The sequence below is a fragment of the Prosthecobacter gellanilyticus genome (genome assembly GCF_007992435.1).
Taxonomy (GTDB): Bacteria; Verrucomicrobiota; Verrucomicrobiia; order Verrucomicrobiales; family Verrucomicrobiaceae; genus Prosthecobacter; species Prosthecobacter gellanilyticus.
Genome location: NZ_BKAG01000004.1, coordinates 221,662 through 246,203, shown reverse-complemented (window position 1 = coordinate 246,203; position 24,542 = coordinate 221,662). Strand labels below are relative to the sequence as shown.

Here is a 24,542-nt window from a genome sequence, read left to right as displayed (position 1 = left end):
TTTTGTCGGGCAAGGCATGGTGCGGCACAATCAGACGAGCAAAATCGCCGTGAAGGGACTGGCCGAGAGAGAAGTGCCCGCCAGCATGGCCATCTGGACCCTCAGCTACTCGGCCAGCGGTGATCAACTGCCTGACCTCAATGTGAAGCTGGGCGAGAACGCGACCGCTGTGAAGGAGTTCCTCAAGACCGCAGGCTTTGACGATGCCGACATCGCTCTGCAACCACCCTCCATTCGTGATCATAGCATGGAGACCCGAGACAAGGATGCCCAGGCCCCAGCTGCACGATTCAGCGCTTCGCAGTCCGTTCTGTTACGCACGCAGAAGATCCAGTCGGTCAAGCCGGCGGTTTCGACGACCGGCTCCCTCATGCAGAAGGGTGTGCTGCTCCAATCCATCAGCGACCCGAGGTTCTACTTTGAGGACCTCAACAGCATCAAGCCCGGCATGATCGAGGAAGCGACCAAGAATGCGCGGGTAGCGGGCGAGCAGTTCGCCCGGGATTCGCAGACCGAACTGGGCAAGCTGCTGAATGCCACGCAAGGCAGGTTTCAAATTGATGACCGCGATGCGGCGACACCAGAGCGCAAGATCGTCCGGGTGATTGTGGATGTGGAATACGCGATCAATTGAAGCTCGGTCCAAAGGCAGGAACACCGCCCTAAACAAGCCGCGAAGCACCACCCGTAGAACGAACGTGGCGCAGCCCGCTCGTTCCCCACGAGATCGAAAACAGACTCCCTCCGCGAACCTCACTTCACCGCTGAAGCACCAAACGAGCGCAGCATCATACCCCAGGACAAAGCCGCGAAGCACCCACCCGTAGAACGAACGTGGCGCAGCCCGCTCGTTCCCCACGAGCTCGACAACAAACTCCCTCCGCGAACCTCACTTCACCGCCCTTCTGAAGCCCCAAAGGAGCGCAGCATTATACCCCAGGACAAAGCCGCGAAGCACCCACCCGTAGAACGAACGTGGCGCAGACCGCTCGTTCCCCACGAGCTCGACAACAGAGCTCCTCCACGCCCCCACGCCCTTTTGGAGCCCCAAAGGGGCGCCACAACATAGCCCATAGCAAGACCGCGAAGCGGACGCAGCCCTGGGTTTCCAGCGCACTCCACCAAAATCTCTCAGAGCCCCAGCGGGGCGACAGAAGCCCGGAATCCATAACGGATCACGACCTCTGCATGCCTCCCGGCATCCCCGAATCACAACCGGAGACTCAAACATCCTCCTCCAGGACCTGCATGCCTCTCCGTGCCTCTTCATGTTCTCCACGGCCGAAAAAACACCTCCCACACCTAACCTACATTGCCAAAACCGACCTCAAAAATTCGGCTTCGGCATCTGCGAGCGCAGGATGTTCATCGCACCGTTCAACTCACCACCGGGCTCAATGTTGATCGATCGCGTCGTCACATCACCATTCACCGAACCTTCTCGGCCAATAGTCAGCGGACCATTGCACATGATCGTTCCGGTGATCTTCGCCTGCACGTCCGCCTCATCAGCATAGATCATGTTTAGGAAGGTCACATCCGCGCCTTTTTCCACAATGAACCGCTTGCAGCGGATCTCGCCGATGATGTTCCCCACCGTGCGGAAAACCGCATCACCGGAAGCCTGGATGTTTGCCTCCACGATGCCCTGGCAGCGCAGGTCACGGCAGATCACCAGATCCGTGGAGAGATGACCGCGCTTGCGGATCAGCACGTCACCACGAGTCTTGATGGAATGCGTGGAAGCCATGTTGATCTCCACATCTTCCAGGGAGATCAAAGCACCGCACTGCGGGCAGTTCGCCGAACGCGAGGAGCGGCTGACCTTGAACTTGTGACCACAGTCAAAGCAGTCCGCATCCTTGAAATAAGCATTCTTGTAGACTCCCTGTTCACGCATCTTCTGCAGCGTGCTGGCAGACATCGGCTCCGGAGCCGGAGTCGGTGGCGGCGAGTTTGACTGCGGGCGGCGGATGGCAGGCGCTTCATAGGCGCCGGGCTGGGTGACCGGCGGAGGGATCTCCGTGGGCGGCGACGCCTCCGGGAACAAATCCGTCTGGGCAGGTTCCGCCGCAGGGGAAACCTGCTGCTTGAGGAAGACTCCAAAGCCCCCTTCCTCCTCTTCTTCCTTTGAAACCGGTTTCACAAACTCCTCCTGCTCCTCGGGGGCAGGCGGAGGCGGCTGGGCAGAGGCCACGATGGATTTCAAAACCCCGCTCTTGGCCGGGGGATGGGTCGGCTGGGCAGCCGAAAGCGGTTGAGTGGCTGGCCTCGCCGCAGGGGCGGGTGCCGGAGCCTGGGCCGCAGCCGGGCTCGGAGTTGGAGCGTCCCACGCACTGTTATCTACCCTGCCGCCAGCCCTGCTGACGCCAGATGCCGTGACCTTCCCCCGGTTGACCGAGAGATGAACACCACATTTTTTACAAAAGGTAGAAACAACGAGGCGCGGCTCATACTGAGCCGCGCCACAGGTGGGACAAACCACCTCGATTTGTCCCTTAGGTGGTGCTGGACGATCACTTTTCGGGCCGAAAAGTCCTCGAAACACGAATGGTATGGGTCGCTATTTAGGGTTGAGGGCGAGGGCCGGGGGCAGGCTTGGGGGATTCCGGCTTCTTGCCCACGGAGGACTGACCCATGAAAGTGGCGCCTTCTTCGATGGAAAGCGTGCCTGCGGCGATGTCACCCACGAGGATGGCATTGCTCTTCAGCTCACAGCGCTCGGCCACCACGATGTTTCCCTCGACCTTGCCGAAGATGATCACGGAGCGGGTTTTCACCTCGCCTTTGATCAGGGCGTTCTCACCGATGGTGAGGCTGCCGTCGGAAAGGACTTCACCTTCGATCTTGCCGTCGATGATGAGGTCGTGGGAGAATTTGATCGAGCCTTTGATCTCGACGTCGTTAGCGAGCACGTTTTTACTGGAGGTCATGGAGAAAGAGTTGGAGGGAGCGCGTTGGGGTTGTGCAGCAGGAGCCGCGGTGGAGAGAAGCGGGGCGCGTTCAGCCGCAGGTGCTGGCGCGGGTGCCTCTGCACGCGTGTCCTTGTGCCCGTCGTTGGGTTGTCCGATGATTTGCCTGAGCATGAGGGTCGACTATATGAGGATGGCTAGTTGAGTGTCAACGTTGTGGTGGCTTTTTTTCCGTCACGCTCAAAAGGCGTCCACGGAATGCGCGGATCATGCATTTCCCATGCCAGCAAGGGAAGGAATAACCGTCCATGTTACAGCATCCTTACACAGCCACCACCCCGCAAAACAGCCTTGAGGCGGCATCTGGGGAGCCTTGCAAAACAAGCGTCTGAAAGGGCGGCGCCGAGCGCGGAGACCCCTTTCAGAAAGCAGTTTTGCAGGGGACCACGACCTACCACGCCTTGACGTGCCCCGTCACCGCATCAAACCTCCCCGTTCCATGTCAGAAACTTCCGCCACGCCCGCCTCCCTTGATTTCATCCGTGAAATGATCGCCGCCGATGTCTCGGCTGGCCGCAACGGCGGACAGGTCGTCACCCGCTTTCCCCCGGAGCCGAATGGTTACCTCCACATCGGCCACGCCAAGAGCATCTGCCTGAATTTCGGCCTCAGCCAGGAATACGCCCCGAACTCCCGCTGCCACCTGCGTTTTGATGACACCAATCCCACCAAGGAAGAGGTGGAGTATGTCGACAGCATCCAGGAGGATGTGAAGTGGCTCGGCTTCGACTGGGGGACTAACCTATTTTACGCCAGCGACTACTTTGAGAAGCTCTACGGCTTCGCCATCCAGCTCATCGAAAAAGGTCTCGCTTATGTCGATGACCAGACCCCTGAGCAGATCCGTGAGACACGCGGCACCCTGACCGCTCCCGGCACCCACAGCCCCTTCCGTGATCGCTCCGCCGCGGAGAACAAAGATCTCTTCGCCCGCATGCGTGCCGGTGAGTTCAAGAACGGCGAAAAAGTGCTGCGCGCGAAGATCGACATGGCATCGCCGAACATGAACATGCGGGATCCCATCATCTACCGCATCATGCATGCTCATCATCATCGCACCGGTGATGCCTGGTGCATCTACCCGATGTATGATTACGCGCATCCGCTGAGTGATGCCATCGAGAGCATCACGCACAGCCTTTGCACACTGGAGTTTGAGCACCATCGCCCGCTCTATGAGTGGCTCATCAACAATGTCGATGGACTCCCCGGCCAGCCCTATCAGCGCGAGTTCGCTCGCCTGAACCTCACCTATACGGTGATGAGCAAGCGCAAGCTCCTCCGCCTTGTCAAAGACGGTCTCATGAACGGCTGGGACGATCCCCGCATGCCCACCATCAGCGGCATCCGTCGTCGTGGTTATACTCCCGCCGCCATCCGCACCTTCAGCAAGGCCATCGGCTTAACCAAATATCCGTCATTGACCGAGCTGAACCTGCTCGAGCACTACGTCCGCGAGGACCTGAACAAGATCGCCCGCCGCGTGTATGCCGTGCTGCGCCCCATCAAGGTCGTGCTCACGAACTACCCCGAAGGCCAGAGCGAAAACCTCGAGGTGCCTAACAATCCGGAAAACGAAGCCGACGGCAAACGCCAGGTGCCGCTCAGCCGTGAGATCTACATCGATGCAGATGACTTCATGGAGAACCCTATCCAGGGCTTCCATCGCCTCGTCCCCGGCGGCGAAGTGCGCCTGAAATATGCCTTCTGCATCATCTGCCAGGAAGTCATCAAAGACGCTGAGGGTAACATCACCGAGCTCCGCTGCACCTATGACGATGCCACACGCCACGGCGCCAAGCCCGTCGGCCGCCCGAAGGTCAAAGGCACCATCCACTGGGTCAGCGCCGCTCATGCCGCCGATGTCGAAGTGCGTCTCTACGACAAGCTCTTCACCGTCGAGCAGCCTGATGAAGAAGCCGGCGAAGACGGAGACTTCACCAAGTTCCTGAACCCAGGTTCCTTGGAGACCATCACCGCCAAGATCGAGCCCTCCATCCTCGAAGCCCAGCCCGGCAGCCACTTCCAGTTCGAGCGCGTCGCCTACTTCTTCGCCGACCCCAAAGACAGCCAGCCCGGCAAACCCGTCTTCAACCGCACCGTCCAGTTAAAGGACGGCTTCGTGGTGAAGAAGTGAGGAAGCATTAGTTGAAATGCTGAGGACGCGGAAAGGTAATATTGTGATCAACAGCCTGCAGGATCGCGCGAGCCTTCATGCGATCATCTCTCCTTGGTGGCACTAGCCAGTTCCACAGGGAGAGATGCTGAAGAAGATTCAGTTGATAGGTTCTCGTCACGCTTTTGCCTCCGACCCGACCTGTAACGACTGCTTCAGCTCGGTAGGGCATAGTGACCGGGACCAGACCGAGAACGGGAATCGAAGCTAGCGTCCCCAATCCGCAGGCCGGCAGCGTTTGTATGCGATCAACGCGCTCAATTTTGAACCCGGATGCCTGATGTCCACGCACATATTGGGTCACATAGACCTCGCTGGAACTATCCCGCGGCACGCGCGAGTTCACCCGAGGCAGATGGGGCGCGCTGGAGGCACACGACAACCTCGTCGCGCATGAAGTCAGCGAAAGGCAGGTCAAGACCAAGACAAGTTTGAGATCCATTACGAATCGATCTTCAGAAGCTGCGCTTTGATGGCAAGCAATTCCAGATCGAGAACACCCATGCTAAATAGGACTCGGCGTGACCGAGACCACAGCACCTCGTCTGGCACGGAAGCCGCCTTCAAACTCACCCCCAACAGCCGATTCAATCTGCACCTCGATAGCCCCGTCCTCTCCCTGCGCGAAAACGAGGCCGAAAAGAATGTTCGTGCCAAACTCCTCATCACATCTCTTCAGCCCTTCAAGATCAGCGTCATGAACACCTTCAAAGCGGAACACCACACGATGGTGCTTCTCCGTGATGAAATAGCCTCGCTCATCCACCTCAGACGTCAGGTTCCACCCCTCGACTTCCAGCTCGATGAAATCATCCTGCATCTCCCATCGCAGCAGATAGCCATCATGGAAAGACGGCCACCGGCCAAAGGCCGTCACGACCTGGTCATGATTCCGGAGATAGTCGGGAATAGCGATGCTCATGGCCGAACACCTGCGTTCGAACCCTTCGAATCATCAATCCAGGTCCTCGGTAAACTACGGAATCCAGCAGTCACGACATCGCGGGCAAGCCTCCGGATGGCTTGTTCAGTTTCGCTGGCCGAAGCAAGTTGCTGGTCACTGATGCTTCTTTTTCTGCTCTCAGGTCCCCGGATCATCGCAGGAAAAGGGTACATTCCAACGTGCATTGCCACCAATCGCCCGTTCCGATCTTTGAGACTAAACCAGACCGTGCCGAAGGCAATAACCCCGGTTCCGTTCAAATACTGCTCGTTGCTGAATCCATATTTTTTGACATCTATTTCAAAGATGGATGTCCCCTCAGAAGGGGGTACAACGGAAAGCCCAGGCTGTTGAAGCAGCCTCTCTTTCAATGCCTTCTTCAGCTCATCGGCAAACCAACTGCGGGCCAGGACGTCAAATTTTGCCAAGCCAGGACTAACTGGCGCTGACGCCGCCGATCTGGATGGCATCGCAATCATCGAAGGCATTGGAGCGCCCATGGCAGCTCCTGCTCCTCCAGCCAAAACCGCCCCAATAATGAATTTGGAAAAGTCGCGCTCAACCGGCCACTCGACGTAGTTAGCAAAGGCAACCTTCTCGGAGATAGCTATCTTGCCATGTTCTGAAGTTTTTAGCGTTACGCATGATGCCAGAGAGACAGCGATCGCCAACGTCCCACACAGGCGATGGAAAACCCTAAGTGGCTTGTTTGCATCGGCCGCCGGCGGCCGAATGACATCAGCCCTCCGGTAAGTATTTTCGGCGGGATTCATGCTGGCGCTGAGGTGACTCATGTTGGCAAAAAATGACGTTCTCGATTTCTTTCGTCCCAAGTAAAGCGCTTTGTCCCCCTTGATTAGATGCCTACTTAAAATCGCCGTTTGAGCTTGTCTGGTTACACCAGGCAAATCCCCTGCGAGAACACCCCGCACTTTTCTGTTCTCAACCGGCCCGATTTTGTCTTGAATCGGCTTTTCCGCCCGAACCCTGATTTTCCCCATGATCCCTCGCCTCCCCATCGCTCCGAACGGCCCATCGTTTTCGAAACTCATCTATGGCACCTGGCGCATCCTGGATGATGCAGACACCGCGAATTCGGCGGACCTGCTGAAGCGCTTCCACAAGTGCCTCGAGCTCGGCATCACCACGCTCGACACGGCGGAGATCTACGGCCTCTACAAGGTCGAGGAGTTCATCGGCGAGACCTTGAAGAAGGAGCCCGGCCTGCGCGACAAGTTCGAGATCGTCACGAAGTGCGGCATCTACGTGCCCTGTGACTACCATCCCGATCGCAAAACCGCCTTCTACAATGCGGATGCGGCGCGCATCGTGAAGAGCACGGAGAAATCCCTCCGCCTCATGGGCATCGACCACATCGACCTCCTGCTCGTGCATCGCCCGGACTGGCTCACCAGCGCGGATGAAACCGCCGCAGGCCTCAACAAACTGCTCAAAGAGGGCAAGATCCGCGCCGCCGGTGTCTCGAACTACAACGTGCATCAGTTTGAGCTGCTGAACTCCCGCATGGCCCAGCCGCTAGTCACCAACCAGGTCGAGTTCAGCCTCCTGCACATGGACCCGATCTATGATGGCACGGGTGATCAGTGCCAGCGCCTCGGCATCAAGCCCATGGCCTGGTCACCGCTCGGCAAAGGCGCGCTCATGGACAAGACACAGTCCGCCTCCTCACGCATCCATGCCAAGTGCGCGGAACTCAGCGCCAAGTATGGGGATGCCACGGTGGACCAGCTCGCCTATGCCTGGATCATGGCGCACCCGAGCCAGCCCCTGCCCATCATCGGCACGAACCGGATCGACCGCCTCGTCGCGACCGCCAAATCCGCCGACATCAAGCTCGATCGCGAGGACTGGTATGCCCTGTGGACCGCCGCCAAAGGCCACGGCATTCCGTGATCATATTGCCGGACAGTTGGTTATGCCCTGTCCGGCTCCCGCCATGTCATGAAGCCGCTGCATGCCACCACCCGCGAGCTGCTGGACTTCCTCACCGCCCAGCCCCAGGAGGTCTTTGACCTCGCGGGCCGCATTGACACGCGGCGATATCTTCCGCGCACTTTTCCCGAGCCGCTGCCGCTCATCATCAGCCACCAGCGTTACCCGGGCTATCGCCGCATGGTCGGGGAGAACTGGATGCACTGGCACGACTACTACGAGTGCTTCATCGCCCTCTCAGGCCGCGGTGATTTCCGCGTGGGCCATGATCGCTTCCAGTTTGAGCCGGGCGATGTCGTCCTGGTGGACCCGCTAAAAATCCACGGCGTGATGCAGATGGAGGCCGCGCACACCGCCCTCGTCATCCTCTTCCCTGCCCAGCTCATCACATCCACCGGTGCCCAGCTCGACCAGGGCTTCCTCTCCGCCTGGGATCATCGTGATTCCGATCTCATGCCCGTGCTGCGTGGCAGTGATGCAGGTGCTGCGGATGTCCATGCCGCGCTGCAGGACATGACACACCTTTGGTTTGGCAAAGAGAAAGGCCGTGAGCCCTGGCTGGAGATCAAGCTGCACTTCCTCCGCGTCCTCTTCCAGCTCGGCCAGATCATGAGCAGCGGCCAGCAGACCTCCGCTGTGCCGCTGGATCGTCCCGAACGCGAGCAGCGCCTCCGCCGCGCGCTGGACCACATCTCTCTGCATGCCCACGAGCCGCTCACCCAGCCTGCTGTGGCCAAAGCCGCCGGGATGAGCACCAGCCGCTTCCGCGCCTTCTTCAAAGACACCACCGGCTGGGGCTTCGCCCAGTACGTGCGCGATCTCCGCGTCGAGCGCGCCGCCAAGCTCCTGCGCGAGACTCATGACAGCGTCGCCACCATCGCCCACATGACCGGCTTCGCCGATCAAAGCCACCTCATGCGCTGCTTCAAAGCCAAATATGCCAGCGCACCCCTCGGTTACCGCAGAAAGCATCAGGAGCAGTGATTCAATTTTTGTTAGTTCATAAAGGCTCGTTTCGTCGAAGCTAAGCAGCCATCATCGTCAAGCTGGTTGCGCAGCCAATCAGACTCGCAGGCAAGGCAGTATTGCCTTTGGCTACCTCCTTTTACGCGTCTTTAATCGCATATCTAAAGAGCTTCTGAGCAAGCTCTGAATTTGTCGGTCCTTCGCTATCATTGAGGTCTTTAATCACTTCCAAGAAATAGAAAAAGTCGAAAAGATTACGATACAACATACCTTCCGATTGGAACTCAGTCCGCCCCTCCGTTTCTTCGATGGGGAAAAAGGCAAGCTGTGCTTCCAAGCTCACAGGGGCTTGTGCGTAAATTTCGATCACTTCGGATTCGGCATTCAGCGCTTGCTCGTTGCAGAAGTTTTCGAAGGTTGCGCCTTCGCGGAAGAGCGTAATTAGATCGATCAATTTCATAGCTTCAAATTAACTGCCCTAGTTGCAAAACCACAAGTTCGTCGGAATGCATTGTCTTTCCTGAAGATGCCTCCGTGAAGTTCGCTATCAAGAATTCGCAGAGGGACAGTGCCGCCAATTCTGAAATTGTACTGATTCAACCGATCAGAACAACCCCGCTTACAAATCCATGACATCCAGTGGCGTCCACCGCTCCATCACGAGCGAAATATTCCAATTTTCAGGCGAAACGTCCAAGCCCTGAAAACACGCACCACCTAGTTTCATCGGCACCAACCACCCAACCAAGGTGCCCGAATGAAAACATCGTGCCTCATCCTCTCCGCCGTGGCAGTGCTATGTCCTGCCGTCCCCCTTCTCAGTCAGGCCATTCCAGACTCTCCCGCCATCTGGCGAGAGGTCACCGGGGTGATTAAAAACTACTCAGGGGCCACCTATTTAAACAGCAGCTTCACCCGCCCGCACGTGCCCGGCTACCGCACCACGCTGGACGGCCGCGTCAGCATCTGCGTGGAGGGAGGAGGACCTGACTCCAGCACGCCACGTTACACGCTCTTCATGCCGGAAAAGATGACGGTCCCCTTCCTGCAAAATGCCGCGGGCTCCTATACCATGACGAACACCACCGTGAAGTGGATGGACGGCTATGCGAATGCCGGCGCCAGTCGCTTTCAATACACCGACGGAGTGAAAGGCGTCTCCCATGCCAGCATCTGGGACGAGACACCCGCCACCGTCGATGCCAATGGCAACGACGTCTACAATGTGAAGGTCGTCGTCACCAGCAACACCGGCACCGGCAGCACCGCGCGCACCCAGTTCTTCTCCACGCCGATCCGCATCGTGGTCAGCAATCCGAAGACCACCTCCGCCGCCATCACCTCCATCACCAAGACCGGCACCACCACGGCCAGCATCGAGTTCCCCTTCCAGGCCGGAGCCTTCGAGCCCATGGTCGTGGGTGACGGACGCCTGCTCATCGTGCGTGTCGGCAGTCCCTCCATGACCTGGACAGATCCCGTCACGGGAAATCCCGGCGTCACCTCCGGTCAGGGCTGCGATATTGTCTACTGCTACTACCCGTCAGGCGCCACCGCTGATGCCTCGCAGTGGAACAACTGCGTGCCCATCTCCCACGCGCCTTACGACACGCGCATCAATAATTTGTTCGGCTTCGCTCGTGCTCCTTTCCGCGATACCGAGGGCAATCTCATCCCTGATGGCGAGGACATCGGCGGCTCCTATCCCTGGATGGACCGTCACGCCAAGATCCTCTTCCTCGAGGCTGGATTTGACCGTCTGCATTATTTGGTAGGCACCAATTGGAACAACAGCCGCTACCCCCAGACCGGCGTGCCCGAGGAAACTCCCATCTATGATGTGGAAGACGGCGGCAAGCACCAGTGCGTCTCCGTGATCGGCCTCTGGACCCACGGCAAACTGGTGCAGCTCGACAACTTCCTGAACGACATGGATTACGCCGTCGGCGCCGGTGACACCACCATGGGCCCGCAGTCACGCATGGTCTCCCTCTTCAATCCGAACAGCGGCCCTCTCGGCAACGAAAACGGCAAGCTCCGCCTCGGCTTTGGCCGTGCCACCAAGCAGATGCCTGCGGGCGAAAACGACAACGGCAACATCATCGACTCCATCGAAAACCTCTTCAACTACCGCAAGTGGGCCAAGCCCATGAACCTGCGCGATGTCGCCTGGCTCATGACCGATGGCAAGCAGGCTGACGAAGTCGCTTTTGACGATTACCTCGACCCCGATGCCTTCATCATCGCCCCGATGAATGGCGCGCTCACCTTCGTGAACAGCGGCACGGGAAGCAATTACTACACCCATCACAGCGGCTGGGTCGGCGGCACCACCAATGCCTTCACGAATCCCATCAAGCTGGCAAATGCTGCCACACCTGTCAGCACACGCTGGATCGCTCCGAAGAGCGGCCTCGTCATCGGCGGTGGCCGCCTCGAGCCCGCAGCCACCGGTGGTGTGCATGGCAAAGGTTTCTGGATGAATGGCAGCATCGGCCTCGAGTTCGATGTGCTCGCCCAGCCTGCCGGAGTCAATGTGCGCCAGAAGAGCTGGTACATCGGCATGTTCGCTGACTGCCGCTTCACGGATGACACCACTGAGCGCCGTCTTGTGACTTTCCCGGATGGCAGCAGCATCCGCCTCTATGGCCGCCGCCAGATCATGTATGCAAACACCGCTGGCGTCATCGTGAACCGCATCACCCTGCCCACCGCGCTCGCCACAGTCCCGGCCAATGATCTGGATGATCTCATGCCGCAAAAAGGCTGGGCTCATCTGGCCTTCCAGACCCGTAACAACGGCACCGAGGTGGACTTCCATCTCAACGGCATCCTCTTCCATCGCTGGCGCGATATCTACACCTCCCTCTTCATGCCCACTGTCGGCAAGCTGACCCTCGGCAAGCCCGCCGCCGGCACTGGCATCACCGGTTTCAATGGCTGGGTCGATGAGTTCAAGATGATCGCCCATGCCGTCGATTTCGAAACCTGCTGCAACCACGCCGGCGGCACGCTCGTCGGCCTGCCCAGCGCCTACACCGGTTCTCTGAAAACCCACTTCGCAGATCGCTTCCCCACCTGGGCTCATGATGTGATCTCCAATCACCTCAAGGACTACGGCGAGACCAGCCATCCGAAGTATGCCTGCTTCTACAACTACAAGCAGGACTTCGCCGTGCACACGCAAAACATCCCCGCTGGCACCGTCAGCCTGCGCCAGAGCATCCATTTCCCTGAAGGCCCGCTCTTCCACAATGCGCCACGTCCGCACAGCGTGCAGAACCAGTTTTGCATCACCTGTCATCACACCGCAGGCGCACCCGGCCTCGATCTCGATGCCATCACGCTCGACACCGACTTCCTCGCCAAGGATGACAGCCGCCGCCAGCCCCTGCAGCCACCCCGCCGCATCTATGGCCAGATCCCAGCAGGCCTCATCGACTTCACCGGCCAGCCCACCACCGCCACCACCCTTGGCGCTGGCGGCAAGCTGATCGACGAATGGATGCTCGGCGCCTGGACCGGCCCTGCCACCGTGCAGAGCTGGACCGTGGTCGATGCCACTGGCGAAGAGCTCATGCCACTGACCGCAGGTGCAGTCATTGATCCCGCCAAGATCGGCACCACCAGCTTCAGCATCCGCGCCAACCTCAACAGCGCCCAGGGTTCCGTCGTGCTGCAGCTCGATACCGCTGCCACGAACACTCGTGCTGAGCCACCCTACTCACTCTACGGCACCTCCGGAAATCCGAACGCCACCCAGGTCATGAGCGCAGGCGCCCACACCATCAAGGCCACGCCCACAGGCGGCACCCAGGTCTCCCTGGCCTTCACCGTCGCCAGCGGCACACGCGTGATCGCGGACTACCGCGATGACTTCAAGCCCACCGCTCCCCTGCCCGCCTGGAGCTACTGGTGGAATGCATCTGGCCCCGTGACGAATCCGGACAACTTCCGCGCGCTGAACTGGAGCATCGCCTCCCCCGGCTACATGCTGAATGGTCTCGCCTATCCAGCCACCGGCACGGATTGCAATTACGGCAAGCTGCACAGCACCGGTGGTCATCCAGGCAAGGGCTCCACGCAGCAGGTCGCAGGCTCGCCTGACCGCTTCGTGCTCGCCGCTTACACCGTGAAGCTTGCCGGCTATTATGGCGTCAACAGCAGCTTCGTCACCTCCGGCAGCACCATGGGCAACGGCCTGACACTGCAGGTCTACACAGACACCGCAGGCGGCACCGTCTTCACCAACACCTTCAACAACAACTGCGCTCCCGCCGCCACGCTGAACTTCAACCACAACGTCGGCCTGCTTCAGGTAGGTGACATCATCTACGTCGGCGTCGGCCCGAACACCACAGACGGCAACGACAGCTTCTCGCTGGACTACAGCATCGTCTTCAACCCCACCGCCAATCCGGTTCCATAAGCCTAACTAAAGTTCGTTAAACTCAAAGGCGGCTGGTTCATCCAGCCGCCTTTTTTGTCTCACACCGCCTCCATCACCTTCAGCGAATACCTTCCCTCCTTCAGCCCCAGCTTCACCTTCGCCCCATAGAGCGTGCTCAGCGCCGCACTTGTCAGCACATCCGCTTTCTCCCCTTGGTTCAGCACCTCTCCGTCACGCAGCAAAAAGACGTGCGTGAGGCACGGCAGGATCTCCTCCACATGATGCGTCACCATCACCAAAGAAGGTGCTTCCGGCCACGAGCTGATCTCACTCATCCAGTTCAGGAAGTGTTCACGCGCCACAGGGTCCAGCCCCGCGCACGGCTCGTCCAAAATCAGCACTTCAAACCGCGCCATCAGCGCACGGCAGATCAGGATCTTCTGCTTCTCACCCTGCGAAAGAGTGGCCCACAGAGACTTCTTCAAATGCGCGCAACCTGCGGCTTCGATCAAGCCCGACGCCTGCTTCTTCAGCGAGGCGGAAGGCGGCGTCCATAGATTGAGCTTCGCATCACGTCCGCTCGCCACCACATGCATCACCGGCTCGCCAGGCTCGATGTAGGTCGTCAGCGTGTTCGTCACCAAACCCACGCGTTTGCGCACCTCGCGCCAGTCGCTGTTGCCAAAGACGTCTTCGCCGATCTGGATCTCGCCATCCGTCGCCGGCTCATACCCCGTGATCAGATTGATGAGCGATGTCTTCCCGCAGCCATTCGGCCCCAGGATGCACCAGTGCTCCCCGCGCTTTACCTCCCAGTCGATGCCTTTCAAGATACGGCGTCCCCCACGAACAAACGTGGCGGCTTGAGTGCGGAGCAGAGAATCAGCAGACATGGTCAGGAAACAGAGTCGGGCCCGCTTCGTAGCCCATCCAGCCCACGAGTCCACTGGAGATGAGGATTCAATGCCTGGCCCTGACGTACCACCCCATTCCAATGGGGTGGATGGGAGTCCGATGGAGCTGGAAGCCCCCGCCTATACCGCGTGCCTCAGATCACCCTCACTTCAGCGTCACCCTCCGCGTGAACACAAAATCCGTCTCCTTCGCCTTCGCATGGCACCCTGCGCAGTTCGCCAGCTTGCCCCGCGAGAAGCCCACATGGCCGTCGAAGTAAAAATACTCCCAGTCACCATTCGCGGCATCAAACCCCGCCTCACGCTTGATCATCCCGCCAATGCCCCTCACCACCAGTGTGTCATCCAGCTTCTCCTTCACAATGACGGATCCCACCGGCAGCACCTTCTTGGCGTCCTTGTAGACGGGTGCCGCATTCTCGTTCGCATACAGATGAATAGAGTTCGTGTAGTGTGGCCCATGCGCTGACTTCAGTCTATCGATCATCTCCGGCGTCGGCCTCGAGCAAAGCAGCGACAAGATCGCATTCACCCCATAAGGCTTCTCCGTGAGCCGTGTGTAATTCAGATAAAAGCTCTTCACCGTCTCCTTCGTGATCTTCGGAGCAGAGTCCGCAGCATCAGCCAGAAGCAATCCGGCGACACCGATCATCATACCCAAAATGCTGAGGCCTGTTTTCATGGTGGGCTTCTCTTGAGGGTGGTGCCTGAGACAGGACTCGAACCTGCACTGATTACTCAACCAGATCCTAAGTCTGGCGCGTCTACCAATTCCGCCACTCAGGCATTGAGGGCTGCTGCGCGCCCATGATTCCAGACCATGGGCCGCCTGCAAATGAATTGTCAGCCGGAATGCCCCCTGAAGACATTTCTTGTCCTCGCGGCCCGGCAGGCGTATTTCCGGAAAATGAACCCAGAATTCGGCTCTCTCCATGCCCTGCTCAAACGCAGGATCCAGCTCATCAGCGACCATGAGTTCCGCGATGCTGACGCGACGGGCCATCTCGCCGCCCTCCAGCAGGTCTCCGAGCTCATCACCTCTGAGCACCACCGCCTGAAGCCCATCCTCCCCGGCCGCCTGAACCACTTCCTCCAGCAAGCCAGCTTTTCCAAGGCTCTCGAGTTCATCGAGACCGAGACCAAGGCCCCCGCGAACTACCCGCAGGAGAGCTGAGCGCACTCAGCGTTCGGAGCCCCGCCTTTAGGCGGAATCTTCGAACCTTCACAGTCTCCACGACCATAGTCCAGGAGAGGGCGGTAACGCCATGAGTTGGGCCGAACGGACCGCCGCACTCAGCGTTCGGAGCCCCGCCTTTAGGCGGATTCTTCGAATCTTCGCAGTCTCTCTAGACTCAGCATCATCCCATCCACGTCCGTAGCCCAGGAGAGGGCGGTAACGCCATGAGTTGGGCCGGGCGAACAACGCACCATCAAACATCGGCGAGTTTTTTCGTCCGGTTTTCCTCCCCAAAGCGGGTATCATGAAAGCCCATGACCTCCCACGAGACACGTGCCGCCCAGATCTTCCTCTCCCATCACGACTTCGTGAAGGGCGTGGCGCTGAAGTATGCGCCCTGGCCAGGGCTGATGGATGACATCACCCAGCAGACGTTTTTGGAGTTCATCCGCAAGGAAGACCGCTGGGAGCTGGAGAAGGATCTGCGGCCCCTCCTCGCCACCATGACCCGCCATGTGGCCATGCGCCTCTGGCGGGAGCGCACCCGTGAAAAGCCGGAGGTCGTGCAAAAGCTGGCCGAGCACATCCGCCAGCTCGCCGAGGAGCAGGATGTGGCACCGCGCTATGAGACAGAGGTCGTCATCCTGCGGGATTGCCTGCAAAAGCTCCCGGAGAAAAGTCGCGAGCTCGTCCAGCTCTACTACTACCACGATGTCGGCACACCCGAGATCGCCGGGCAGATGGAGATGAAGGCGGACACCGTCTGCCGTGCCCTCTCCCGTGTGCGCGATAAACTGCGCGAGTGCATCCAGCGTCAGATTCAGAAAGGAGGAGACGCCGCTTATGCGTGAGGAGACTCATGATCCCGAGGTGCTCATCCAGCACTACCTCGAAGACTCCCTGACCGAGTCAGAAGCCGCCGCTCTCATGGACCTGCTGCAGCGTGATCCCGCGCTTTCCACCCGGCTCATGGATCAGCTGCATCTCGATGCCATGCTACGCTCCGAAGGCGCCAGCACCGTGCAGCAGGCACCATCCGTTCCCGCATCGGTTGAATCCCGCGTCATCAGCCCCGTCGCCTCCAAAAAAACACGCTGGCTGCCCATGACCACCGTGGCCGCGTTGGCAGCCTGCGTCACCCTCGCTGGAACCTGGCTTTATAACCTAACGAATGATACCGAAGCCACCAGCAATGCCGTGGCGGTGCTCATGCGTGGAGTCGACGCGAAGTGGGAAGGCCGCGCACTGCAACCAGGAACACCTCTCACCCCTGGCATGCTGCGCTTGAAGAGCGGCATCGCCCAGATCGAGTTCTACCAAGGAGCCCGCGTGACTCTCGAAGGCCCCGCGAACTTCGAGCTCGTGTCCGTCAGCGAAGCCCGCTGCACCTCCGGCAAGCTCAGCGCCCACGTGCCACCACAGGCCAAGGGCTTCCGCATCCAAACCCCGAAAGGCACCGTCGTGGATCTCGGTACGGATTTCGGTCTCGATCTGAACTCGCCCGAAGCTCAAGTCCATGTCTTCAAAGGTGAGGTCGAGCTGCACCCCGATGGCTCGAAAATGCAGCCGCTGAAGGAAGGCGAGGCCGCCCTCTTCTCAGACACCGTGCAGCGTCTCGCCGCCGATCATGGAGCCTTCGCCTCTCTTGGCGATGTGGATGAGCGCACCGCTGAATCCCAGCGAGTCTCGTTTGAGCAATGGTTGCAAAAGAGTACACGCTGGGATGCTGATCCAGCCCTGCTGATCAGGCTCAACTTCCAAGACCCAAGCCACACACGCATTCTGAACAACCATGCGCTAAAGGCCGAACAAGTTCCTGCGGGCAGTATCGTCGGCTGTCAGTGGACGGAAGGCCGCTGGGCAGGCAAACGCGCGCTGGAGTTCCGCAACATTAGCGACCGCGTGCGCCTCAGTATTCCAGGTTATCACGAAGCACTGACGCTGAGCACCTGGGTGCGCATTCACGGCCTCGACCGTGCCTACAACTCCCTCTTCATGGTGGAAGCTTATGCCGACGGCGCGGTGCACTGGCAGATCACCCGCGAGGGCAAACTGCGCCTTGGCATCGCCGGCCGCCTGGGCGCTCATGCACATGACTACGACACCGCTGCTGTCTTCACGCCCGAGATCTTCGGCCAGTGGCTGCACCTCGCCACCTGCATTGATCCCGTGGCTGGAGAAATCCGGCACTACATGAATGGCAAATTGATGGCCCGCGAGGCACGAGACAAATCCTTCCCCATTCGCATGACCGTCGCTGAACTCGGCAATTGGAACAACGGCCAGAAGAACGGCAACGTCGCCATCCGCCACTTCAGCGGCGTGATGGATGAGTTCATGCTCTTCAACCGCGTGCTCAGCGAGGCGGAGATCGCCAAGCTGGCTCATTGAGCATCTGGCGTTTGAACCGGTCTCAGAGTCGTCCATTATTCGGCGGCCTCATGAAGACCACCTTCCTCACCAGTCTCATCCTCACCGTGCTTTCCACGGCGCAGGCAGACTGGCGTGACGAGGCAGGTCTTCCACAACTCCAGGCCGAGCTTGGCGCCGCTTTGCCCACGGGCGCAGGCATTCCGCTCATGATGTCCGAGGCCAGCACCGTCCTCGCAGATCCGCCTACCGTGCCAGCGGTCTATCTTCCGCAGGCCACCACCGGCACCGTAGCCTTTGCAGGCACGGGCAATCTGGCAGGTAAAACCATCACCCCGCATTCCGGTGCCAGCGGAACTTCTGACCATGCCTCCGGCGTGGCAAATCTCTTCTGCGGCACCCAAAGCATGAGCCAGGGAGTCACGAATCTGCATGCCTGGTGGGCGGACGACTTTGCCGGTCAGGTCTATTTCTCCAACCCCATCCCCGCGTTCACAGGCAGCATCCAGAATCATAGTTGGGTAGGCGGAGACGAGGATGAAAATGTGAACCAGGAGTTCATCCGGCGTTTCGACTTCATGGTGAACCGTGATGCGGTGGTGGCCCTCACTCCTCTGAACAATGGCCCGTCCATGGCCAAGTTCCTCGCCAACGCCTACCATGGTATCACCGCAGGCCGCATGGACGGAGGCCACCCGCAGACACACAGCAATCTCGACACGAACGGCCGCATGAAGCCGGACATCGTGGTCAATGCCTCCTACACCAGCACAGCTTCACCTTGTGTCGGTTCCGTGGCCGCTCTGCTTCTCGATGCCATCCGCCCGGGTTTCCCTGATGCGGATGACCCGCGTGTGGTGAAGTCCATCATCCTCAGTGGGGCTTCGAAGAGCAGCCTCCTCGGCTGGAAGCGCGTGAACACCAGCCGCCCCTATGATGAGGTTCTTGGCGCAGGCCAGCTCAATGTGCTGAATGCCTATCACATCCTCGCCGCAGGCCGTCAGGCCGCGAGCAACAGCGTCTCTCGCGGCCTGCGCGGCTGGGATCGCGGCACGAGCAGCGCCTCCTCACCGCACCACTACTTCTTCACGCTTTTGCCTAACCAATGGGGCAGCACCGTCTCCGCCACCCTCACCTGGCATCGCAGCATCACCAGTAGCTACACCGTTTCCACCCTCGCCAATCTGAACCTGCACCTTCGTCACGCCAGCGGCTTCACGGTCGGTGCCGTCGTCGATGAAAGCATCAGCAGCATCGACAACGTCGAGCACCTCTTCCTTCGCAACCTGCCTCCTGGCGAATACGTGCTCGAAGTCAGCGCCAGCAGCAACAGCATCACCTACGGCCTCTCCTGGGAAGTCCAGACCGGCACCGGTCCGCAGCTCAGCGTCACAAGAGACGGCTCGCAGGCCACCATCTCACTCTCGCAGCTCGATCCTCTGAAAACCTACACCATCGAGCACAGTAGCAATCTCACCACCTGGCAGCCCCTGACCACCCTCCGCACCGCCGACACCACTCCCGCGACCACCGCCACCCAGCAAGACACCGTCAGCACCGGCCCCAAATTCTACCGCCTCGCCTGGACACCATAGTCGCCATCGCGCAGCATAGTAGCCATCACACTCCGTGTGATGAGCTGAGGAGCACGCAAACACACCCCGTCACCGAACTCAAAGAGCCCTTCCGAATCAGCGGAGCTTTCTTGGCCTCTTTGAAGCACGACTCCCTTGAGGTCCTACATGGAGAGAGAACCTTTTCGGCGAAAGCAGGCCACACAATCCGCATGCGCTTTCGCACAGACACCCTGGCGTGGACACACGTACGTCATTCGTAGTCGCCGTGCGTTCAGCTCATCACACGGAGTGTGATGGCTACTTTCACGCGATCAGCTTGTCGATGACCTTCGCTCCTTGATTGTCCGTCAAAGAAGCCGCCAGCCCGTTGCGCTTGTAGGTCAGCTTCGTGTGATCCAGGCCAAACAAGTGCAGCAGCGTGGCGTGGTAGTCATAGTGCTTCACTTCATCGATGACCGCCTTGTGACCAAACTCGTCCGTCTCACCATGGACATAACCTTTTTTGAAACCGCCACCCGCCAGCCATGAGCTGAAGCCATAGGTGTTGTGATCGCGCCCCCACTTCTCCGGCCCAGCATCGTTTTGCAGCACCGGCAGACGCCCCATCTCACCACCCCAGTGCACCACAGTGCTGTCCAGCAGCCCGCGTTGCTTGAGATCGATGAGCAGCGCCGCGCTCGGCTGGTCCATCGCCCCGCAGAGCTTCGGCAGAGAGGAAGCGAGCGCACTGTGCTGGTCCCAGGACTGCCCGGCATTCAGCACCTGCACATAGCGCACACCACGCTCCACCAGACGACGCGCGATGAGGCAGCGCGTGGCGTAGTCCTTCGTGATCGGGTTATCCACGCCGTAGAGTTTCTTGATATGCTCAGGCTCGCCGGAAATATCGAGCGCCTCCTTGGCCGCCGTCTGCATCTTTGCAGCCAGCTCATAACTGGAAATGCGCGCCTGCAGATCCAGTTCGCCAGGATGCGCATTCAAATGATCTTCATTGAAGACGCGCAGCAAATCGAGCTGACGCTGCTGCGGTGTTCCAGCGAGTGAAGCCGGCGGATCCAGATTCAAAATGCGCGGCTCGGTCGGCCTGACCAAGGTGCCCTGGTAGAGCGATGGCAGCCAGCCATTCGTGAAATGCTCCCCCTGGAAAGTGGGCAGACCGCCCGGATGCGAGAGCACCATGTAGGAGGGCAGCTCATCCGTCTCGCTGCCGAGACCATAGGTCAGCCAGGAACCGAGCGCCGGACGTCCCGCCACACTGCGGCCCGCATTCATCGCATACAGGCCCTGCGCGTGATTGCTCACGCCGGAGGTCATGGAGCGCACCATGGTGATCTCATCCACCACCTTGCCCAGATTGGGTAGCAGCTCGCTGAGCTCCATGCCGCACTCACCATGCTTCTGGAACTTCCACGGCGAGCCAAAGCACTTCGACGAAGCCTGCGCGAGGTTGTCATACTTGATCTCACCCGGGAACTTCTGGCCGTGATACTTCGTCAGCATCGGCTTCGGATCGAAAAGATCCATCTGCGAAGGACCGCCCATCATGAAGAGGGAGATCATCGCCTTCGCGCGGCCTTCAAAGTGCGGCTTCTTCGGCGTCAGATCATACCGCACATTCGTGTCGATCACCGGCTTCACAGGCGCGCCCAGCAGCCCCTGCTTCTCCAGCAGCGAGGCAAGCGCCAGCGTGCCGAGGCTGTAGCCATTGGCATGCAGGAAGTGACGACGTGAGCAGACTTGAGGACGTTTCATTGCGAAGGGGGCATAGTCATACGGCGGCTCCAGGCCGCATCGTACAGTAGCCATCACACTCCGTGTGATGAGCCGAGGAGTGCGAAAAAACACCCCATCACCAAATTCAAACGGCCCGCCCGAACCAGCGAAGCTTTCTTTATCTGAAGCACGGCAGATTGATGACCTGTGTGAGGTGACGCACTCGAGGCCCGACATAAGCCCACGCGCTTTCGCAAAAATGTCCTCACGTGGATGTCCGGAGGTTTGCTTGTGTAGGCAGTGCGTCCAGCTCATCACACGGAGTGTGATGGCTACTTTGCCTACTTCTCCAGCCACACCGGCTGCGTGTACGCCCCGTTCCCCGCGACATCCCAGACCTCCAGCCTGACCCAGGTGCGCTCCTTCAGGTAGTCGACCGGCATCTTCATCCCGTGGGAGCCGAATTGCTCCGTATCGTTCATATTGACGATATGCCGGGTGACCTTCTGCCCGTCTCCCGAGACAATGACCGCAAAGGCCAGGGGAAAAGTCCACTCGAGATGACCTTCCAGCACCGGATCAGCATCTGCCTTGAGCTTCACCGTCTCACCGCTGGCCTTGCCATCGATGGTGAAATCCGAGATCAGCACCTCACCGGTTGTGGTGAAGAAAGCCCCGCTGCGCAAAGCATCCAGCACCGGCTGCCAGCCATCTTTGAAGTTAGGCAGCTTGTCCAGGCGCAGGTAATTGATGTTCATGTGCGCATAAGTCTCGAAGTCCGTCTCCATGCGGAAGAGATCCGCCTCGCCATGCGCCTGCTTGCGCGCGCCCCAGTTGGACATGTCATCCAGCAGATCCAGCACACGCCAGCCGAGAGTTGGGCGCGAAAGATCCGCCGGCATGGCCTTCCACGCCGCGCCGAGGAAATGCTTCGAGCGGAAGAACTCGCTGTCCTTGTATTTGTCCGGATAGCCGATGGAGGACTTGATCCGCGCATGCGCGGTCCACATAAGACCGTTCTCCTTCTCCATCAGCTCCAGCACATCCCCTGGGTCACCTACGTGATACACGGTGCCGAAGCCTTCCACCTGCTCCGCGAAAGGCTTCCCTCCCTCGCGATTCAGCACCCAGTAAACCGGCTTCGGAAAGAAGCTCAGCCAATGCCCACCGAGATGCACATTCGCCTCCTCACCCGGCAGGATCAGCAACTCCGGATCTGACAGCCGCTCGCATTCACGATGCATGGTGCCGAGTTCCAGAAGGCGTTCATCACGCTTCATCTTCGGCGTCTGCCCGTTATGAAATTCCGCCAGGTGCACGATGTTCACGCCACGTGCCTTAAAGGTCTTCACAAAGCCAGGCACCTCCAGTCCTGCGGGCACTCCAGTCGTGTTCTGCTCCTTCTGCTTTCGCAGATACTCCTTCGTATGCTCGATGTGGTAGTGACTCGTGAAGGTCGAGTGCCCGGGCAGCTTCGGATACCGGTCCGCATGCGTATACTTCGCCACCTCATCCAGCGCTTTCTCGCCACCACCATCCGTAATCAGGCAGAACATGCCCAGCTGCTGCTTCGTGTTCGGTGGCGCATTGAACCAGGGCACAAAGCGCTTGTCTCCGTCATTTGATTGACGGATCCCGATGCCATAGTCCGGCAGCAGCTTTCCATAGTTTCGCCCATACCAAACAAACTTTAGATTAAAAGCTTCATCCAGCGGAAAGAAGAAACGGTGGGGCGCCGGAAACACCGCCAGTGCTCCGCCTTCGCCTTCCGCGACGATTGCCCGTCCGGCCACGGCGAGATTAGAAGCCTCAGCTCCCACATCCAAAGGCGCCCGTTGAACCTGTCCCTGCGTGTCTCGCCACACTGTGGCCTTCCAATCTGGCTTGGCACTCGCCAGTCCCGTGTCATAGACGATCGCGCGCCCATCTTCCTCGGTGGACAACACCGTCTCCATCAGGATCAGCGGGCTGTTGCGATACAAGGTGAACTGCACATGGCCTTTGAAGGGACCCGCCGAAACCTCCGCCACCTGGAGCAGCACTCGGTTTCCATCCTTCAGATCATTGAGCGAGCGCCTGCCAAGCTTCACAGCATAGGTGTCATAGTGCCGCAGCCGCGGGTTGTCGAAGAAGGCCACCCAACCTGCCGGGCTCTTCATGTCCCGGCTGCCCACGGTAAGCAGCGTCACAGGATTCAATCCCTTCACGATGGGCTTCTCTCCCACGCTGATGGATTTGATCAAGGGCTGGTCTTCCTTCAAGCTGAAGACGATCTTGCCACGCTCCTTCTCTGAGATCGGCCAAGACACCTCCGCACTGCCATCCTTGCGCTCAATCACCGCGCCAGAATCCGCAGCCGTGGCGCTGCCAAGACGCAGCACGACTAACAACAGGTGCAAAAAGGAGCGTCTCATGGCTTGGAAAAGTTGCCTTTGAGCATCTCATCCGCCGAGGCAGCCTTGTATTCTCCACTGTTCTCAAAACCCTTTCCAGCCTTGCCATTGGCGAAAGTGATCTTCTGGCCGATGTCACCGCCAAAGCCGATGTTCGTCAGCTTCAATTGCTCGATCTTGTCCTCGGCACGGATGCCTGCCTGCGAATCAAAGATGCCGCATTCCTTCACCGTCACATGCGCTCCACCCCGGCTGCCCGGACCGCGCACACGCAGGGAGATCTGGTTGTTTTGAAACACGCAGTGCGTCACCTCCGCATCTACATTCTCCTTCAGGTTCAGTGCCGCCACATTGTCGATCTGCGCGGGCTGGTTCCAGCCATGCATGTGACAGTTGCGGATGATGAGCTGGCAGCGCGGGCCATCCAGCTTCACCTTCGTGTCCAGCGCATTCTCGCCGGGACGCTGCCCTGCCTTGAAGCTCGCGAGATCAGCGGTGAGCGGACCTGTCCACAGCGTACAGTTCTCGACCACCACCTTGCCGCTGGACTGGCGATCCGGATCAAACTGGATGCAATCTCCCGAGGGATACGAGATGTCACAGTTCCGGATCACCAAATCACCCCAGCGCCCGGAGATGCCATGCGCGTCCTGCTGATCCTCAAAGGTGCCATTCAGCAGATGATGGATGCGGCAGTTCTCAATGACCACCTTGCTGCCAAACACACCGATGCCATTGCCCGCACTGTGCCGGATCTCGCAGTTTCGCAGCGTCACATCATCCGCCGTGATCTTCACCAGGTTCCCGCGCTTCCACTCGCCATCGATGATGAGGTTCTCATACACCCCCGGCTTGGTGATCTCCAGGCGGTTCACCACCTTGGCCCCGGCTGGAGCACCGATGGTGCCCTGCGCGCCGACAGGGGTTTGCGCATGGAGGAGACAAGGGATGAGCAGCAAAAAGAGAGCGGGCTTCATGGCGCTGATAACGCTCATGAA

Annotated in this window: 19 protein-coding genes and 1 tRNA gene; 9 read left to right on the top strand and 11 right to left on the bottom strand. The window is 59.4% G+C overall.

Annotation, left to right across the window (positions count from 1 at the left end; all coding sequences use genetic code 11):
• Nucleotides 1-634: SIMPL domain-containing protein (locus BGE01nite_RS04990; protein ID WP_146849164.1), on the top strand; the 634-nt coding region annotated here is incomplete at its 5' end.
• 693 nt (nucleotides 635-1,327) lie between these two features.
• Here BGE01nite_RS04990 and BGE01nite_RS04985 read toward each other — a convergent pair.
• Both BGE01nite_RS04985 and BGE01nite_RS04980 read right to left on the bottom strand, forming a co-directional pair.
• Entirely contained in the window at nucleotides 1,328-2,209 is an 882-nt protein-coding gene (locus tag BGE01nite_RS04985; RefSeq protein ID WP_146849163.1) for a polymer-forming cytoskeletal protein, read from the bottom strand.
• Between the two features lie 358 nt (nucleotides 2,210-2,567).
• Nucleotides 2,568-2,933 carry a bactofilin family protein gene (locus BGE01nite_RS04980; RefSeq protein WP_146849171.1) on the bottom strand — a complete coding sequence of 122 codons (366 nt, stop codon included), beginning with the start codon at nucleotides 2,931-2,933 and terminating at the stop codon, nucleotides 2,568-2,570.
• 478 nt (nucleotides 2,934-3,411) lie between these two features.
• Here BGE01nite_RS04980 and BGE01nite_RS04975 point away from each other — a divergent pair, with 478 nt between their 5' ends.
• On the top strand, nucleotides 3,412-5,109 hold the full coding sequence (locus tag BGE01nite_RS04975; protein WP_146849162.1) for a glutamine--tRNA ligase/YqeY domain fusion protein: 1,698 nt from the start codon (nucleotides 3,412-3,414) through the stop codon (nucleotides 5,107-5,109).
• A 544-nt stretch (nucleotides 5,110-5,653) separates the two neighbouring features.
• On the opposite strand, the gene BGE01nite_RS04970 is transcribed toward BGE01nite_RS04975, so the two are convergent.
• Nucleotides 5,654-6,070, bottom strand: coding sequence for a hypothetical protein (locus BGE01nite_RS04970; protein ID WP_146849161.1), 417 nt, complete (start codon nucleotides 6,068-6,070; stop codon nucleotides 5,654-5,656).
• Nucleotides 6,067-6,864, bottom strand: coding sequence for a hypothetical protein (locus tag BGE01nite_RS04965; RefSeq protein WP_146849160.1), 798 nt, complete (start codon nucleotides 6,862-6,864; stop codon nucleotides 6,067-6,069). The genes BGE01nite_RS04970 and BGE01nite_RS04965 overlap by 4 nt, the downstream gene beginning before the upstream one ends.
• A 226-nt stretch (nucleotides 6,865-7,090) precedes the next feature.
• Here BGE01nite_RS04965 and BGE01nite_RS04960 point away from each other — a divergent pair, with 226 nt between their 5' ends.
• Together BGE01nite_RS04960 and BGE01nite_RS04955 are read left to right on the top strand one after the other, a co-directional pair.
• The gene (locus BGE01nite_RS04960) at nucleotides 7,091-8,005 is read left to right on the top strand and encodes an aldo/keto reductase (RefSeq protein ID WP_146849159.1); all 915 of its coding nucleotides are present in this window, start codon (nucleotides 7,091-7,093) and stop codon (nucleotides 8,003-8,005) included.
• A 48-nt stretch (nucleotides 8,006-8,053) separates the two neighbouring features.
• Nucleotides 8,054-9,028: an AraC family transcriptional regulator gene (locus BGE01nite_RS04955; protein WP_146849158.1), complete on the top strand. Its 975-nt coding sequence runs from the start codon at nucleotides 8,054-8,056 to the stop codon at nucleotides 9,026-9,028.
• 121 nt (nucleotides 9,029-9,149) lie between these two features.
• On the opposite strand, the gene BGE01nite_RS04950 is transcribed toward BGE01nite_RS04955, so the two are convergent.
• A complete protein-coding gene (locus BGE01nite_RS04950) occupies nucleotides 9,150-9,470 on the bottom strand; it encodes a hypothetical protein (protein ID WP_146849157.1) in 321 nt (106 codons plus the stop codon).
• Between the two features lie 297 nt (nucleotides 9,471-9,767).
• Between BGE01nite_RS04950 and BGE01nite_RS04945 the strand changes: the two genes are divergently transcribed.
• Complete coding sequence (locus tag BGE01nite_RS04945; RefSeq protein ID WP_146849156.1) at nucleotides 9,768-13,439, top strand: hypothetical protein; 3,672 nt, start codon at nucleotides 9,768-9,770, stop codon at nucleotides 13,437-13,439.
• 59 nt (nucleotides 13,440-13,498) lie between these two features.
• Here the strand turns inward: BGE01nite_RS04945 and BGE01nite_RS04940 are convergent, their stop codons facing one another.
• The 3 genes from BGE01nite_RS04940 to BGE01nite_RS04930 all read right to left on the bottom strand — a co-directional run bounded on the left by BGE01nite_RS04940 (nucleotide 13,499) and on the right by BGE01nite_RS04930 (nucleotide 15,100).
• Nucleotides 13,499-14,293: an ABC transporter ATP-binding protein gene (locus tag BGE01nite_RS04940; protein WP_146849155.1), complete on the bottom strand. Its 795-nt coding sequence runs from the start codon at nucleotides 14,291-14,293 to the stop codon at nucleotides 13,499-13,501.
• Nucleotides 14,294-14,459: 166 nt separating this feature from the next.
• A complete protein-coding gene (locus tag BGE01nite_RS04935; protein ID WP_146849154.1) occupies nucleotides 14,460-14,996 on the bottom strand; it encodes a cytochrome P460 family protein in 537 nt (178 codons plus the stop codon).
• 19 nt (nucleotides 14,997-15,015) lie between these two features.
• A tRNA-Leu gene (locus BGE01nite_RS04930) sits at nucleotides 15,016-15,100 on the bottom strand.
• Between the two features lie 121 nt (nucleotides 15,101-15,221).
• Here BGE01nite_RS04930 and BGE01nite_RS04925 point away from each other — a divergent pair.
• The 4 genes from BGE01nite_RS04925 (at nucleotide 15,222) to BGE01nite_RS04910 (ending at nucleotide 19,456) form a co-directional block, all read left to right on the top strand.
• Complete coding sequence (locus BGE01nite_RS04925; RefSeq protein WP_146849153.1) at nucleotides 15,222-15,488, top strand: hypothetical protein; 267 nt, start codon at nucleotides 15,222-15,224, stop codon at nucleotides 15,486-15,488.
• Nucleotides 15,489-15,805: 317 nt separating this feature from the next.
• Nucleotides 15,806-16,342: an RNA polymerase sigma factor gene (locus BGE01nite_RS04920; protein WP_146849152.1), complete on the top strand. Its 537-nt coding sequence runs from the start codon at nucleotides 15,806-15,808 to the stop codon at nucleotides 16,340-16,342.
• Nucleotides 16,335-17,882 carry a LamG-like jellyroll fold domain-containing protein gene (locus BGE01nite_RS04915; RefSeq protein ID WP_146849151.1) on the top strand — a complete coding sequence of 516 codons (1,548 nt, stop codon included), beginning with the start codon at nucleotides 16,335-16,337 and terminating at the stop codon, nucleotides 17,880-17,882. Before BGE01nite_RS04920 ends, BGE01nite_RS04915 begins: the two co-directional genes overlap by 8 nt.
• Before the next feature lie 50 nt (nucleotides 17,883-17,932).
• Nucleotides 17,933-19,456, top strand: a complete 1,524-nt coding sequence (locus BGE01nite_RS04910) for a hypothetical protein (protein ID WP_146849150.1) — start codon at nucleotides 17,933-17,935, stop codon at nucleotides 19,454-19,456.
• Between the two features lie 285 nt (nucleotides 19,457-19,741).
• On the opposite strand, the gene BGE01nite_RS04905 is transcribed toward BGE01nite_RS04910, so the two are convergent.
• From BGE01nite_RS04905 to BGE01nite_RS04895, 3 genes are all read right to left on the bottom strand, one after another.
• Complete coding sequence (locus BGE01nite_RS04905; protein ID WP_146849149.1) at nucleotides 19,742-21,190, bottom strand: DUF1501 domain-containing protein; 1,449 nt, start codon at nucleotides 21,188-21,190, stop codon at nucleotides 19,742-19,744.
• Between the two features lie 302 nt (nucleotides 21,191-21,492).
• Entirely contained in the window at nucleotides 21,493-23,565 is a 2,073-nt protein-coding gene (locus BGE01nite_RS04900) for a CehA/McbA family metallohydrolase domain-containing protein (RefSeq protein ID WP_146849148.1), read from the bottom strand.
• A complete protein-coding gene (locus BGE01nite_RS04895; RefSeq protein WP_170266594.1) occupies nucleotides 23,562-24,521 on the bottom strand; it encodes a right-handed parallel beta-helix repeat-containing protein in 960 nt (319 codons plus the stop codon). The genes BGE01nite_RS04900 and BGE01nite_RS04895 overlap by 4 nt, the downstream gene beginning before the upstream one ends.
• Nucleotides 24,522-24,542: the final 21 nt, after the last annotated feature.